The sequence below is a fragment of the Hymenobacter sp. DG01 genome (genome assembly GCF_006352025.1).
Lineage (GTDB): Bacteria > Bacteroidota > Bacteroidia > Cytophagales > Hymenobacteraceae > Hymenobacter.
Genome location: NZ_CP040936.1, coordinates 4,019,409 through 4,034,026, shown reverse-complemented (window position 1 = coordinate 4,034,026; position 14,618 = coordinate 4,019,409). Strand labels below are relative to the sequence as shown.

Genomic DNA, 14,618 nt, shown 5'->3' with positions numbered 1-14,618 from the left:
CCTTACAGCCACTTCACCAACCAGTTGATGAGTTTTTTGACTTTGGGGGTGTAGGGCGGGTAGATGGGCTTGAGGCCGGTACGGCCCACGCGCTGCTGCAGCACCGATTTTTCGTTGCTGAAGGCCTGGAAGCCGGCCAGGCCATGGGCCCGGCCCAGGCCGCTGTTGCCGAGGCCGCCGAAGGGCAGCTCGGGGTGCCCCAGGTGCAGGATGGTTTCGTTGAGGCAGGCGCCCCCGGCCGGAATGCTCTGGAGCAGGTAGCGCTGGTTTTCCTTGCGCTGGGAAAATACATACAGAGCCAGCGGATGCGGACGCGAGTTGACTTCTGCAACGGCTTGCTCCAGGGTCTGGAAGGTGCGAATGGGTAGCAGGGGCCCGAAGATTTCCTCCTGCATCAGGCGGCTCTCAGCCGGAACGTTCAGCAGCACCGTGGGCTCGATAAACCGGGCGACGGCGTCGGTCTGGCCGCCCAGGGCCACGGTGGCGCCCTGCTGCCGGGCTTCCGTCAGCAGGTCGGCCACGCGGGCGTAGTGGTGGTCGTTCACGATGCGGGCAAAGGAGCCGGAGGCCGCTACGCCCGCTCCCTCGGGGTTGTAGAAGCGCTGCACCACCTCCCGGATTTCTGCCACCAGCTGGTCGCGGATGGCCTCATGCACCAGCAGGTAATCGGGGGCTACGCAGGTCTGGCCAGCGTTGATGCCCTTGCCCCACACGATTTTCTCGGCCGCGTCGCGCAGGTCGGCGGTGTCATCTACTACAACCGGGCTTTTGCCGCCCAGCTCCAGGGTTACGCTGCTCAGGTGTTCGGCGGCGGCGCGCATCACCACTTTTCCTACCTGGGGGCTACCCGTGAAAAAGATATGGTTGAAGGGCAAGGCCAGCAGTTCCGTGGCCACCTGCTTGTCGCCCTCCACTACGGTTACCTCGGCGGGGTCGAACAGCTCCTGGCACATGCGGCTGAGCAGGGCCGCCACCGTAGGTGTCATTTCCGAAGGCTTGATGATGCAGCAGTTGCCTGCCGCCAGCGCCGATACCAGCGGATCGAGGGCTAGATAGAAGGGGTAGTTCCAGGGGGCGATAATCAGGCACACGCCTTTGGGCTCGTACTGCACCCAGCCCCGCGTACCCACCAACGACAACGGCGTGCCCACCTTGCGGGGCTGGGCCCACTGGCGCAGGTGGCGCAGCGTGTGCTTTATTTCAGTTTGGGTGGACCAGATTTCGGTGACGTCGGTTTCGGGGGTAGGCTTTTTGAAATCGGAGTAAAGGGCCTGCTGAATGGCTGCCCGATTGTCGGCTACCCAGGCACTGAGCCGGCGCAGACGGGCAGCCCGGGCTTCGAGGGGCTCCTGGCGCAGCACTTCCGCCCGGGCCTGCTGGCGGGCGAAGAGCTCGGACAGGTTGTGGGCCCGGTCGGGGGTAGGAACCATGGCAGGCTCGGGGCGGAGGGCAGAAGCGAAAGCAGGAGTGGGCATAAGGCAGGGATTCAGCAGGCAAGGCAAAGACCAGTAAAAGTCCTGGATCCTTATAACAGTTCCAACCCTACCCCTGGCCCTATTCTCCGCCTCCTTATCTGCCGCCAGCACGAACCTGCGGCAACTCGGCAGCCTGATGGTGGGCACTTTTTTGGCGGGGTCAAGCGTTAGCGAGCCTTGTTCTGCCCGTTTCGCATGTCTTTCGTTTCGCTTTCTACCTGTGGCCGCCCTTTTCGGTGGTGTTTGTTTTTCTTTTTTGCGGCCCTGCTGGCGGTAGCGCCGCGGGTCTGGGCCGGGCCACCACCGGCTGCCCTACCGCCGCTGCGGGTGCGCGCCGTGGCCCCCGATGTGTTTGTGTATACTTCTTACCGGCGCTATCCCGGGGTAGCGGCGCCGGTGCCGGCCAACGGCCTGATAGTGCGCACTCGCCAGGGAGCCGTGCTGATTGATACCCCCTGGGACCCGGAGCAAACCCAACAGCTACTGCAGTGGGTTGCCGACAGCCTGCACCAGCGGGTGCGGCTGGCCCTGGTGACCCACGCCCACCAGGACCGGGTAGGCGGCCTGGCCGTGCTGCAGGCTCGCCGCATCCGGGTGTACAGCAGCCCACTTACTGCCCGGCGGGTGCGGCAGCTTTATCCGGCGGCTGCCCCCCTAACCGCCGCACTCAAGCCGTACACGCTGATTCGGGCCGGCCGCACACGTCTGGAGCTGTTTTTTCCGGGGCCGGCCCACGCCCCCGATAACATAGTAGCCTGGCTGCCCCGCCAAAAGGTGCTGTTTGGAGGGTGCCTGGTGCGGGAGCAGGCCGCTACCTCCCTGGGCAACCTCGACGAGGCCAACCTTACGCGGTGGCCCGCCGCCCTGCGCACCGTGCAAGCCCGCTACCCCAAAGCCCGGGTGGTAGTGCCCGGCCACGGCCAGTGGGGCGGCACGGCTCTGCTGGCACATACGGACGAGCTGCTGCGCGGGGCGGCCCGCCGCAAGTCTCCTACCGCCCTCCGGGAGCCCCTGCCCTGACCGCGGCCGCTAAAAAGCATCTTCTTCGTCGGTACCGGTATTCTTATTCGGGCAAAACGGTAGCTTGCGCCAACTTCTTCCTTTTTTCCAATGCTAAATCGGCGCAACTATTTTATCCGGGAGCACGCGGGCGTGTTCAAGCTCAAAGACACCTACGATATTCTGCAACCCGAAACCCAGGAGCAGATTGGGTACGCCACAGAGGCTACCCCGGCCTGGGCCGTGTGGCTGCGGCTGCTGCTTAAAAAGCACATGCTGCCCGTCACGATTGCCGTGCGGGAGCAGCCCGAGGCCGAGCCCCTCTTCCAGATTCAGCGGGGCTGGACGTTCCTGCGCTCCAAAGTGCACGTGGTAGATGCCCGGCAGCAGCGCATTGGCTACTTCAAAAGCAAGCTATTCTCGCTGGGCGGCGGGTTTCACGTGTACAATGTGCACGACGAGAAGATTGCCGAAATCAAGGGTAACTGGAAGGGCTGGGACTTTACGCTGGTGAGTGCCTCGGGGCAGGAAATAGGGGTAGTCACGAAGAAGTGGGCTGGCCTCGGGCGAGAGCTGTTCACTACCGCCGACAACTACTTGATTTCCCTGCACGACACGGGCGAGCCGCAGGAGGCCTCCAGTACCTTGCTGCTGGCGGCCGGGCTGGCCATTGATACTGTGTTCAACGAGAAGCAGTAAGCAGGTTGCTGCCCGCCGTGTCGTCTGGCCTTGTTCAGCCAGGCAGCACGGCGGGTAAGCCGGCCGCTACGCCGGTGAGAGCAGCTGGGCCGGACACTGCCGACGCCGCACCCGCCGAATCAGGGGCTCCTGGTAGCGGCGGGGCCAGTCGGCGTCGGAGGTGGCTATTTCGGAGTTGGTGAGCCAGTCGAGGGCGGCGGGCAGTTCCGTGAAGTACTGTACCTCGTAGGGCAGGCTCTCCTGCAGCGAAACCCACAACAGGCTTTCTACCAGCATCATGTTGTAGGGGTTGGTGGGCAGCAGCAGCGCCAGCCGCCGCAGGCCGCAGCGCCGCAACCGGGGCAGCCAGCTGTTCTGGACCCATTGCTGAACGGTTTCCTGCAGGGTAGGGAGGCGGCGCAGATCCAGCAGCAGCTGCTGGGCCTGATGGCGGCGCACGGCCCGAAGCACGCCGGTCAGCAGGGAAGGCACCAGGGTAGGTTCGGTGGGTTCAGCCCACCAGAACCGGAGCATATGAAGACGGGAGGTGTAGCGGGATACTAAATGAGAAGCGTCCGGGGGTACCATAAAACGGGTAACAGGTGTGTCGGCAGAAGGTCGGATTTGGAGTAGATACGTAGCCTACCCGCTCCCCCGATCTACCTCCTACCCCCTTTTTGGCCATTTTACCGACGAACCCCTTGCCCGCCCGCTACCAGCCGGGCCGTTCGCTCGACTAAAAACCCGCACCCCTTAAGATCGGCCAGCTGCCTTTGGGGGCTTCTTTCCTTTCTTTTTCAGGTAGGCCTGAGCCTCGTTGTATGCCTCAGACTTACGCTCGGCTTTCTGCTGCACTTCTTTGTAGTAGCGCGTGGCTGCGGCGGCATCGTTCTGCTTGCTGGCAATGCGGCCCAGGTTCAGCAGCGCATAGAGGTAAAAGCCCTGCTTGGTATCGTTGGTGCTTTCCGCGAATACAATGCAGCGCTGGTAATATTCCTTGGCTTTGGTCAGGTCCTTGTACTGGTTCTGCATCAGGCTGCCCAGGAAGTACGTGGCGTAGCGCCCACTGATGCCCTCGTAGCCGGGCATGCCCCGGTTGATTTTATCCAGAATGTCGCGGCTTACCCGCTCACACTCGTTCAGGTCGCCTACCTGGTAGCTCATCAGGGCATAGAAGCGCTGGAAATAGCCATTATCGGGGTAGGTGGTGGCCATAATGCGGGCCAGGGCCAGGGCCTCATCCGGCTTATTTTCCTGGTTCTGCAGAATTTTCATCAGGAAAACCCGCGCCTCCGGGGCGGTATAAAACCCGTTGGCGGCCACGCTGCGCAGCTGCGAGAGGCCCAGCTTCTTATTACCCTTCGGGAAGAACAGCAGCACGGGCCGTAGCAGCGGGTACGTATCTGAAATCCAGGGGGCGTAGTAGTTAATCAGGGCCTGCCCAAACAGAAACTCCGGGCTCAGGCCGTTGGCTTCCTGGCTTTTTTCGAGGTAGTCGAGAGCATTTTTGCTGGCCACGGTGGCTTTGCGCCAGTTGTGGCGCTCAGCATTCAGGCGGGCCGAGAAGCCATAGGCCGCCGACAGAAAAAAGCAGGCTTCGTAGTTTCTTCGGTCGCGCTTGTAAAGCGCCTCCCCGCGGGCAATGGCCGTATCCATGTAGGCCAGAAACACCTTATCGTACTGCTGGGAGGTGATGTTGGAAGGCATAATCTTCCACCACGTCGTCAGGCCCAGCAGGAAGTAGGGCATGGGGTGGTTGGGGTAGCGGCGGCGCAGGCTCCGGAACTGGCGCTCGGCGCGGTCGTGCTTGAAGTTGTAGATGTTCTGCACCGCCCCTTCCAGCTCCGTCTGAATGTCCTTGTCCAGCAGCAGCCACCCGGAAATATCCACGGCGGCGGGAGCTACATCCACGTTCGAAAGGTTGATCTGACGGCCCGGACGGGCCGTATCGGGCTGCTGCGCCCACGCCCCCAGGGAGAGCAGCAACAGGCAGCCAAGCAAGTATAGGCGCATAAAGGACAACTTGGAATCCTAAAGTAGAGGAAAAAGACCGGACCCCGCGTGCCGGGAAGCCCGCTTCCGGCCCCCTCATACGTGGATAAGCAAAAAAAAGAGGCTGAAGCTCCCACAGCCTCAACCTCTTTTTGCGTTTTCCGGGTGCCAAAGGTGCCCGGGAAACGGCCAGCGGCTAAAATTCCCACCCAAAGCCGCTGGATGTCTGCTCAGGAAAGCGCGCTAGCGGCGGCTTTCCGGCTGGTGCTCACGCAGCCAGCTATATGCACTGTACTGGCCCGGAGTAAGCACCCGCGCCAGTGCGGTATCAAATTCGTTATCTACTTCTGCCATCGTGCGCCCCGACAGTAGCCGGGCATCCGTGTCGGCTGCCACCAGGCCGGGCTTCACGGCCAACACTTCCTGCTCCCGCACGTACTGCCGGACGCTTTTCCGAACTGCTTTCTGCTGGGCCTTGCTCAGGTCCAGGGCCTGCGTTAGGTAGCGGGTCAGGCTGCCGGCGCGCTGCTCCACTGAGCCTGGAGTTGCGGCTTCTGCTGGTTGTCCGGCGGCCTTGGCAGCGGGTGCACTGGCCGCTACCAGCAGCAGCAAAGTCAGGGTCCGGAAGTAGGAAGACAGCGCTTTCATGCGAGAGGGGCAACTTGATAGTGCAAGTTGCTACCTCATACGGCGAACTACCACTGCCCGGTTCGCAATTTTTGATGCCATGTTGACCAAATGCATTAATTTCACGTTACCATCCCGCCATTAGGGCACCATTCCCACCGTGAAACTACAATTCGAACCCATCCATCCCACCGTTGACAGCTCCTTCACGCTTCTGCACTACACGGAGGTAGGCAAGGCGGAGCTGCTCTGGCACTACCACCCTGAGTACGAGCTGGTGTATATTCCGAGGGGCCACGGGCGGCGGCACATCGGGCAGCATATTTCCCGCTTCGAGGATGGGGAGCTGGTGCTTATCGGGCCCGATCTGCCTCACCTTACCTTCAGCTACGGGCATCCGGCGGGCACGCCGTTCGAGGAAATTGTGGTGCAGCTGCGCGGCGACTTTCTGGGTTCCGACTTCTGGGATAAGCCCGAAATGGCTGCCATCCGGCAGTTGCTGGCCCGCTCCCATGAAGGGTTGTCGTTTCGGGGTAGTACGCGCACGGCAGTAGGCCCGGTGCTGCGCCAGCTGCTGGAGGCGCCGCCCTTCATGCGCCTGTTGCTGCTGCTGCAGGCCCTGCAGCAGCTGGCCCAGGCCCCCACCACCGACTGCCTGCCCCTGCACGCGGGCACAGGCGGCCAGGGCCTGAACGGTAAGGAGCAGCAGCGCCTGAGCCGGGTGTACCAGTTTGTGGAGCAGAACTACCAGCGCGCCAGCCTCTCGGTGCAGGAAGTAGCCGATGTGGCCCACCTCTCGGTGCCGGCCTTCTGCCGCTACTTCAAGAAGATGACCCGCCACACCCTCACCGATTTCCTGCAGGAATACCGCGTGGGCCAGGCCTGCCGCCTCCTCCTCGACGACGACTTGGCCGTGACGGAGGTGTGCTATTCCTGCGGCTTCAACAACCTCTCCCACTTCAACAAAACCTTCCGCAAGTACACCGGCCAAAGCCCCACCGAGTATCGCCGCCAACGCATGGGTAAGTAGGGAAAGTGATAAGGGGATGAAGTGATGAGGGGGAAAGGACTGGCGGCAGACGCGCCTAAGTCTGCCGCCAGTCCTTTCCCCCTCATCACTTCCCTTTCGGGAACGAGCGGGGGGTAGGAAATGTCTGGCAGATGAATGTCTGCTATTATGAGAGCCTTGAATTTTCGCGGGGCTGGTAAAGGAATCTGGTGGGGGCTGCTATTGCTTATCGGGCTGCTGACAGCGGCCGGGCAGCCGGTTGCAGAACAACCCCTGGTTCTGCGGCCCGCTACTCCTTCTTTCACTTCTCCCCTGTTTACGATTAAGCAGGTGCGCGATGAGCGGCCTGGTCGCCCGGCCGTAGCGTGGCTGCTCCCTACCCCTCCGGCAACGGCCAATGTCGCGCGGCCCGTAGGGCTGCAGGGCGGCACCGAGGCGGCCCTGCGCCAGTTTGTAACCCGCACCTTGCCGGCCCGCCCCGCCCGCTACGGTGTTACCCTGCGGGTGCTCGAGTGCCGCGTGCAGGAAACGGCCGCGGCTGGCGGCCAGGCAGCCGGCCAGATTACGGTGCGCCTGGCTTTCGACTGGGTGAATGCTGAGGGCCGCACCATTACCCTGACGGAGTACCGCGGCGGGGCCCGCTACCTGCGCCCCCTCCCCGACCGGACGGTGGTGGAGCCTACCTTACGCCAAACCCTGCTGGGCGGCCTCAGCTACTTCAATACCTGGCTTACCCGCGCCGCCACCCACGATGTGCGCCTGGCCACGGCCGTACACCCCACCGCCCGCTTCCATATGGCCCAAACGGAGGCCGATACCGTATTTTACGACCCTGCCCGCCCCCTGGTGTGGTCAGATTTTACGGGGCAGCCTCGCTCGCAGGGGCGTTATGCGGCCTCGGTGTTTCCGGGCTTTGCTTACCAAGGCCGGCCGCGGGTGGTGAACGGGGTAGTAGAGCTGGAGCTGATTCTGAAGGTATTTGTGGTGCGCAGCTCGTCGTGGGTGGGGCCGGGCCAGCAAACGGCCGAGCACCTCAACCACGAGCAGCGCCACTTTGATATCGTGCGGCTGGTAGCCGAGCGGTTTCGCCGCAAAGCCACCCCCGACAGCCTCACGGTGGAAGACTACAACAGCATTCTGCAGCTGCAGTACCTGAAATCCTTTACGGAGATGAACCGCCTGCAGGAGCAGTACGACGCCGAAACCCACGGCAGCCCTCTGGCCCAGGAGCGCTGGAACCGCCGCCTGGATGAGGAGCTGCGCCAGTACGGCATCAAGAAGTAAAGCATAGAACTTTCGGCACGAAAAAGCCCGCTTCCATGCCTGGGAGCGGGCTTTTGGCGTTTGCAAGGGGTAGGCGCTTAGCGCTTCACCTTTACGTTGCCGTCGTCGGCGTCGCGCTTTACTTTGGTGCCGTTGGGGTATTCCACTTTCGTGTCGCCGTCCTTGTCCACCTTCACGGTTTTGCCATTGGAGTACACGATTTTCGTTTCGCCGTTAGCTTTCTTGTCGTATTTCACCACTGCAGGGCCGCGCCGCCGGGCGGGCGTGGTTTCTGTGGTAGTGGTGGTAACCGTAGCATTGCTGTAAGGCGTGCCGGCGTAGTAGCTGTTACGGTTTTCCTGATAGGTGCGGTACTGGGCCGGATCGGTAATGTAGGTCCGGACTTCCCGGTCGGTGTCGTCGTTTACCTGGCGCAGGGCGGCGTAGCGGCCGGTGGTATCGGTGGTGTAGCGAGTGTTCACCTCGTTGAGGCGGCGGCCACGGGTGTAGTAGGTTTTTTCTACGCGGGTTACTACCACGGTATCCGTCAGGCGCAGGTCCTGGGCAATACGGTCGGCAAGGCGGTCGGCCTCGGTGCGGTAGGCGGCCGTGTCGGTATCAGTGGAGGTGGCGGCCATGGTGGTGGCGTCGTTCACTACCACGGCCGTATCGGCCGAGGGGGTAGTGGCGGCTTCGTTGGCAGCTTTCTTATTCTGATTGCAGGCGGCTACAGCCAGGGCGGAGGCCACTGAAAGCAAGAGCAAGGACTTATTCATGGTGGGGGAGCGAGTTCAGTCAGAGAAATACCCCGGCGGTACCCGGGTATGGTGGCGCTTACGCAGGCCGGCGGCCCGATGTTGCCAGCTTCCTCCGGGTGGGTTAGCAGGCCCGGCGGGGGTAGCAGGCCAATATATTTCTGATAGTGAGCAAAAAACAGAAGCCCAGGCAACGGTTCCGGCCGGGTCTTCATCTACCCCACTGATTCTCCTTTTCACTCACCTTTTCCTTACCGGCCATGAAAACCGCTACCTTCTTCCGCACCCTGGCTACAGCTGCCCTCCTGGGCGTCTCGGCCCTGACTGCTGCCGCTCAGCAAACCCGCACGGTCAGCTCGTTTCAGGCCATTAAAGCCAGCGGCGCCATCAATCTGTTTCTCAAGCAGGGCCCCACCACCGAGGTGAAGGTAGATGCCCCGGCCAGTGTACTGGAGCGCATCAAGACAGAAGTGCAGGGCAATACCCTGACCATCTACCGCGAGAAAGGCTCCATGCTGTCCTGGGGCACTGAGAAAGTGAACGTGTACATCACCTGCCCTACCCTCACGGGCCTGGAGGTAAGCGGGGCTTCGGATGTGAAAAGCGACACGCCCTTCACGGCTGACAACTTCACCATTCGGGCCAGTGGCGCTTCCGACGTGACGATGGCCCTGAACGCCAAAGCCCTGACCGCCCACGCTTCCGGGGCCTCCGACCTGCGCCTGACCGGCCGCGTAGAGCGCCAGCAGGTGCACCTCAGCGGCAGCAGCGACTACCAAGCCTACAACCTGCAAAGCCGCACCGCCACCGTAGAAGCCAGCGGCGCCTCCGATGCCTACGTGGCCGTGAGCGAGGAATTGTTGTCGCGCACCAGCGGCTCCAGCGACATCCATTATAAGGGCAAGCCCCGGGTGAAGAAGTAATAGTATATAACCGGATTAAGGCAAACGGCGGCAGCTCCTGGGAGCTGCCGCCGTTTTTATAATGCACAAAAGATAAAGCGTTTCAATACCTCACCTATATAAGAGGTTAGCTTAGCGCAGCGGAGTAGCGGCCGTACCCTGGCGCACGAAGAGCATGGCATCGTAGGTGGCCCCGAGCTGGGTGTCGGCGTAGTAGTCCTCGCCGCCCAGGGTTTGGCCCACTAAGCGGTGCGGGCGCTTCAGGTCCTGGGCTCCCAATTGGTGAGTATCAAAGAAGTAGAGCGGGCTGCTCACCTGGCTCATGGCCGCTTCCCAGGAACCGGCTTTAGGCGCCGAGAGGGGGTAGGACGCCATGATGCTGGCCGGAGAAATGAACACATCCTTGGTAGCGGCGAAAGTGCCCGCGCCGGTGGCCGTAGCCAGCACGAAATACTGACCTGGGAACATGCGCTCAATGTAGTCGCCGGTGCCGCCGCCGTTGCTGCGGTCATCGGTTGCGGCTACCGTGCGGCCCACGTGGGCATCGTGGGCCCAGATGATGACCTTGTGGTTGCCGCTGGCAATAAACTTGGTCATTTCAGCAAAGGCGCTGTCGCGGGAGGAGTTGCGCTTGAATTTCTCGTACTGGTAGAAGACATCGAAGCCCAGGTGAGCGTTTTTGGCGGCGCCGGCCAGCACTTCCCGTTGCTTGCGGGGCAGCTTAGTGGTAGGCAGGAGCTGCACCAGCTTTTCGGCGGCCAGGTAGCCCGCGTAGCCCGTGCTAAGCCACTCGGCGCGGTTGCGCTTGAACGTCTTGTCGCTCATTTTATAGTAGTAGTTATCGTTGTAGGCAGCGCTTTTCAGTAGCTGGGCCACGGCGGCCTGCACCTCTGGGTTCTTGGCTTTGGCTAGGCCCTGCTGCAGCAGCTGAGCATCGGCGGTGGCGAACATGATGTCGATGCCGGTTAGCTCCACCTGGCGGCGCTGGGCGCGGTTGCGGGCCTGCATCCAGGTGAGCAGCTCGGCCATTTCCTGGTTTTGCCACATACTAATCAGGTGCTTCTGCATTAGGGGCTTGAGGTCGGTAGTGGTGCGCTGCTGCAGGGCCTGGTTGAGCAGGTAGGTGTCGCCGTAGGTGTTTTCCAGCCCCAGGCGGTCGAAGCCGTACTCCTCCATCAGGATGCGGGTCAGCCAGAACCGTAGCTTATAGAACTCGGCCGTGCCGTGGGTGCTTTCGCCCATAGCCACCACCTTCTTGCCGGCCATTTGCTTTACCAGGGGCTGCACGGCGGTTCGGAAGGCCTCAAAGCTCTGCATGCTCACAGGGTTGATCAGGCGAGGATCGAGGGTAATGCGGGCTGTGTCGGTGGGGGTGGCAGCGGGGCTGCTGGGCTGGGCCTGAGCCGTGAGGGTAGCAGTAGTAAACAGGGCCGAGGCGAGCAGGGAGCGGAAGAAGGTTTTCATGGGAAAGAGGGGTAGGAAGTGTCAGAGGAAAGCCAGCCGTTCAGCGACTGGCAACGACACAAAGGAATAGCCCTCAGAAGCCGGAATGAAGCTTTATTAGACCAACCCGGCCCGGCATCCGACCAAACTGGAGGCCCCGTTTTTTGGTCGAAAAAACACCCTGCTTAGTCGAAATAGCCGCTGGCCAAAGCACCAGTCCGCCGGGAAATCTGCCAACTTGCCCCCATGCAACACAACGCCCCCGACCGGCCCAGCCACTTCCCCCTCATCTTCGAAATCCTGGTCTGGGGCCTGTACGTGGGCATGTACAAGTATGCCGTGTACATGGAAAGCGTGGCCGTGCGCCCCGCTGGCGGGGCCAACTTTCCCTACCCCCAGCTTGTTCTGTTTGCCCTGGCGGCTACCCTCTACATCATTCCGTACTACCGCTGGCTGGTGCCGACGCTGCTGCGCCGCCGGCGCTATGCGCTGCTAGGGGTGGCATCGGTGCTGTACTTGTGGTGGGGCATCAAGGTAAACGTGGCCGCCGCGCACTGGCTGTTTCAGGGGGTAGCCCACCCGCCGTTGCTGCGCGAGTTTTACCAGCAGGGTTTTGCGGAGGCGGCCGCCCAGGTGCTGGCTCTGCGCAACACTTACATCAGTCTGCTGTTCACCGATTTGCTGGCTTTTAGCTGCGTGGCGTTTGTGCGCTATGCCTTTGAGAATGAGTACCGGCGGCGCCACCTGGAGAAGGACCATTTGGCCCTGCAGCTGGAGCAGCTCAAAAGCCAGTTGCAGCCCCACTTTCTGTTCAACACGCTCAACAGCATTTACGGCCTGAGCCTGGCGGGCTCGCCGGAAACGCCACGCTTTATCCTGCTGCTCTCGGAGCTGATGCGCTATGTGCTCTACGACAGCGGCAAGGAATACATTGGTCTGCCTGAGGAGGTAGCGTTCCTGGAAATCTACTTCGAGATGGAACAGCGCAAATACCCCGGCGCCCAGATTCAGCTCAGCACCCAGGGCCCAACGGCCGGGGTGCAGGTGCCCCCGCTGCTGCTGCTGCCCCTGGTAGAAAACAGCTTCAAGCACGGTCGCCACCACTTCTCGGACAAGGCCAGCGTGCAGGCTACGCTCACTACCTCGCCGGGTCGCCTGCACTTCGTCATTGAAAACGACCTGCTGCCCGAAGCGCCCGCCCCGGCTACCAAACGCAGCGGCGGCATCGGCCTGGTCAACATCCGCCAGCGCCTGCAGCTCTATTACCCCGGCGCCCACGAGCTACACCTCACGGAACACAACGGCCGCTACCGCGCCGAGCTCACGCTTACCCTGTAATACTTCCCGCTACCTATCTTCCTACCCTTATTTCTTTCGCTGATGACGACTACCCCTGCTCCGGTCCGGTGCCTGATTGTGGACGATGAGCCGCTGGCCCACCAGGTACTCACACAGTTTATCGGCCAGACGCCCGGCCTCACGCTCACCGGCAAGTGCCGCAACGCCATGGAAGCCTACGAGCACCTGGCCCAGCAGCCCGTGGACTTGCTGTTTCTGGATATCGAAATGCCCCTGATGACGGGCCTCGACTTTCTGCGCAATCTGCGCCAGCCGCCCAAAACCGTCCTCACCACCGCCTACCGCGAATACGCCTACGAAGGCTACGAGTTGGACGTGCTCGACTACCTGCTCAAGCCGTTTTCCTACGAGCGGTTCATGAAGGCCATCAGCCGCCTGCCGGCCCTGCAGCCCGCCCCGCCCGCCGAGGAAACTGCCGAAAAGTACTTGCTGGTGAAGGAGCGCCAGGGTCTGCTGAAAGTACCGCACCGCGACATTATCTACGTGGAAGGCTGCAAGGACTACGTGAAGCTGATGACGGCCACCAAAACCTACCTGCTCCACCAAACCATGAAGGAAATGGTGGAAATACTAGGCCCCAGCTACCTGCGCGTGCACCGCTCCTTCATCGTGGCCGCCGCCCACATCAAACTCCTCCAGCCCGACACGGTGCAGCTCCTCGACGCTACCCTTATTCCCATCGGCAACTCCTACAAAGCCGACCTGCTGGCCTTCTTCAAGAAGTAGTCAAATTACAAGAGAGCGAACATACCTGTTTCCGCCGCCGGGCGGCCGGTGAATTATGCTGTAGCTCAGTCCCTACCCTCGTCAGCTCAACATAACCCTACCCCACCAGGCGGCCGTAGCTCCCCGGAGTTGCGGCCGTTTTGGTGCCTGAAGGTTCAGGGCCGGTTGTAGCTTTGGCCCGAACTAGGGGGTAGCAGCAGTACATGACACAAGTAGTAGAGGAAGAGGTTACGCCCCGGCAGGCGCGGTGGGCCATTGCGCTGTTTTTCTTTGTCTCGGGGTTTGGGTTTTCCACCTGGGCTTCGCGCATTCCCACCATTCAGCAGCAGCTACACCTAAGCGAGGCCGAGCTGGGCGGGGTGCTATTTGCTCTGCCAGCTGGCCTTATGCTCACCTTGCCCGTAACCGGCTGGCTATTGCAGCGCTTCAGCAGCCGACAGGTGATGCTGGTGGGTGCCATCCTTTATAACCTGGCGCTGGCGCTGCTGGGACTGGTGGAGCACACCTGGCAGCTGGTGGGGCTACTGTTCTGCTTCGGCTCCTCGCGCAACCTGCTCAACATCTCCATGAATGCCCAATCGGTGGGGGTGCAGGCCCGCTACCAGCAGTCTATCATTGCCAGCTTTCACGGGGTGTGGAGCGTGGCCGGCTTCGCGGCAGCGGCCGTGGGTACTTTGCTGATTAGGCAGCGCGTGCCTACCTCCACCCACTTCGCGGCAGTAGCGGTGGTGCTTACTGGGGTGGCGCTCTACAACTACCGCCACAGCCTGGTGCTGCCGCCCGCGCCCGAAGCCAAACGCAGCGGTTTTAGCTGGCCCGATAAGGCCCTGCTGAAGTTCGGCCTGATTGCTTTTGCCTCCATGGCCTGCGAGGGCACCATGTACGATTGGAGCGCTATCTACTTTCAAAAAGCCGTATTGGTGCCCAAGGAAACCGCCGCCCTGGGCTTCACGGTGTACATGGTTGCCATGACGGTCGGGCGCTTCAGCGGCGACCCGCTGGCCAACCGCTTCGGCGTGAAGCCCATTCTGCACTACAGCGGGGTGCTGCTGCTGGCGGGCCTGCTGCTGGCCGCTCTGTTTCCGGTGCCATTGCTGGCGGGACTGGGGTTCGTGCTCGTGGGGCTGGGCGTGTCGTGCGTTATCCCGATGGTGTTTGGTATGGCCGGGCGCACGGCAGCACTCAGTTCGGGCTCAGCCATTGCAGCCGTTTCCACGGTGGGCTACTTCGGGTTTCTGCTGGTGCCGCCGGTGGTGGGCTTTATTGCCGAGGCGGCCAGCCTGCGGTGGTCGTTTGGGCTGATGGCGTTGCTGGGTGGGGTAGTGGTGCTGCTGGTGCGGCGGCTACCAGAGTAGCCCCGGCTGTCATTCGGGGAGCCTTAGAAGGCTCA

The 14,618-nt window shown here is 61.9% G+C and carries 14 protein-coding genes; 8 read left to right on the top strand and 6 right to left on the bottom strand.

Annotated features, from left to right (window positions below; translation table 11 throughout):
• Positions 1 to 2: 2 nt before the first annotated feature.
• Positions 3 to 1,475, bottom strand: coding sequence for an aldehyde dehydrogenase family protein (locus tag FGZ14_RS17175; RefSeq protein ID WP_257883263.1), 1,473 nt, complete (start codon positions 1,473 to 1,475; stop codon positions 3 to 5).
• A gap of 243 nt (positions 1,476 to 1,718) precedes the next feature.
• On the opposite strand from FGZ14_RS17175, the gene bla reads away from it, so the two are divergent.
• On the top strand, positions 1,719 to 2,495 hold the full coding sequence (gene bla, locus FGZ14_RS17170; RefSeq protein ID WP_180754395.1) for a subclass B1 metallo-beta-lactamase: 777 nt from the start codon (positions 1,719 to 1,721) through the stop codon (positions 2,493 to 2,495).
• Positions 2,496 to 2,585: 90 nt separating this feature from the next.
• Positions 2,586 to 3,173, top strand: coding sequence for a phospholipid scramblase-related protein (locus tag FGZ14_RS17165; RefSeq protein ID WP_139925419.1), 588 nt, complete (start codon positions 2,586 to 2,588; stop codon positions 3,171 to 3,173).
• A gap of 66 nt (positions 3,174 to 3,239) precedes the next feature.
• Here FGZ14_RS17165 and FGZ14_RS17160 read toward each other — a convergent pair whose 3' ends face one another.
• From FGZ14_RS17160 to FGZ14_RS17150, 3 genes are all read right to left on the bottom strand, one after another.
• The gene (locus FGZ14_RS17160; protein ID WP_139925418.1) at positions 3,240 to 3,686 is read right to left on the bottom strand and encodes a hypothetical protein; all 447 of its coding nucleotides are present in this window, start codon (positions 3,684 to 3,686) and stop codon (positions 3,240 to 3,242) included.
• A 219-nt stretch (positions 3,687 to 3,905) separates the two neighbouring features.
• The gene (locus FGZ14_RS17155) at positions 3,906 to 5,165 is read right to left on the bottom strand and encodes a tol-pal system YbgF family protein (protein WP_139925417.1); all 1,260 of its coding nucleotides are present in this window, start codon (positions 5,163 to 5,165) and stop codon (positions 3,906 to 3,908) included.
• Between the two features lie 222 nt (positions 5,166 to 5,387).
• A complete protein-coding gene (locus FGZ14_RS17150; protein WP_139925416.1) occupies positions 5,388 to 5,792 on the bottom strand; it encodes a hypothetical protein in 405 nt (134 codons plus the stop codon).
• Positions 5,793 to 5,931: 139 nt separating this feature from the next.
• On the opposite strand from FGZ14_RS17150, the gene FGZ14_RS17145 reads away from it, so the two are divergent.
• On the top strand, positions 5,932 to 6,801 hold the full coding sequence (locus tag FGZ14_RS17145; protein WP_139925415.1) for an AraC family transcriptional regulator: 870 nt from the start codon (positions 5,932 to 5,934) through the stop codon (positions 6,799 to 6,801).
• A gap of 147 nt (positions 6,802 to 6,948) precedes the next feature.
• Positions 6,949 to 8,064, top strand: a complete 1,116-nt coding sequence (locus tag FGZ14_RS17140) for a lytic polysaccharide monooxygenase (RefSeq protein ID WP_139925414.1) — start codon at positions 6,949 to 6,951, stop codon at positions 8,062 to 8,064.
• Positions 8,065 to 8,141: 77 nt separating this feature from the next.
• Here FGZ14_RS17140 and FGZ14_RS17135 read toward each other — a convergent pair whose 3' ends face one another.
• Positions 8,142 to 8,819 carry a T-complex 10 C-terminal domain-containing protein gene (locus FGZ14_RS17135; protein ID WP_139925413.1) on the bottom strand — a complete coding sequence of 226 codons (678 nt, stop codon included), beginning with the start codon at positions 8,817 to 8,819 and terminating at the stop codon, positions 8,142 to 8,144.
• A 239-nt stretch (positions 8,820 to 9,058) separates the two neighbouring features.
• Here FGZ14_RS17135 and FGZ14_RS17130 point away from each other — a divergent pair, with 239 nt between their 5' ends.
• The gene (locus tag FGZ14_RS17130; protein ID WP_139925412.1) at positions 9,059 to 9,721 is read left to right on the top strand and encodes a head GIN domain-containing protein; all 663 of its coding nucleotides are present in this window, start codon (positions 9,059 to 9,061) and stop codon (positions 9,719 to 9,721) included.
• Between the two features lie 111 nt (positions 9,722 to 9,832).
• On the opposite strand, the gene FGZ14_RS17125 is transcribed toward FGZ14_RS17130, so the two are convergent.
• Positions 9,833 to 11,164, bottom strand: coding sequence for an erythromycin esterase family protein (locus FGZ14_RS17125; protein WP_139925411.1), 1,332 nt, complete (start codon positions 11,162 to 11,164; stop codon positions 9,833 to 9,835).
• A gap of 225 nt (positions 11,165 to 11,389) precedes the next feature.
• Between FGZ14_RS17125 and FGZ14_RS17120 the strand changes: the two genes are divergently transcribed.
• The 3 genes from FGZ14_RS17120 to FGZ14_RS17110 all read left to right on the top strand — a co-directional run bounded on the left by FGZ14_RS17120 (position 11,390) and on the right by FGZ14_RS17110 (position 14,583).
• Positions 11,390 to 12,481 (top strand): sensor histidine kinase, encoded by a 1,092-nt coding sequence (locus tag FGZ14_RS17120; protein ID WP_139925410.1) that lies wholly within the window; start codon positions 11,390 to 11,392, stop codon positions 12,479 to 12,481.
• Between the two features lie 42 nt (positions 12,482 to 12,523).
• Entirely contained in the window at positions 12,524 to 13,228 is a 705-nt protein-coding gene (locus tag FGZ14_RS17115; protein WP_110976443.1) for a LytTR family DNA-binding domain-containing protein, read from the top strand.
• Positions 13,229 to 13,431: 203 nt separating this feature from the next.
• A complete protein-coding gene (locus FGZ14_RS17110) occupies positions 13,432 to 14,583 on the top strand; it encodes an MFS transporter (protein ID WP_139925409.1) in 1,152 nt (383 codons plus the stop codon).
• The last annotated feature ends 35 nt before the right edge of the window (positions 14,584 to 14,618 follow it).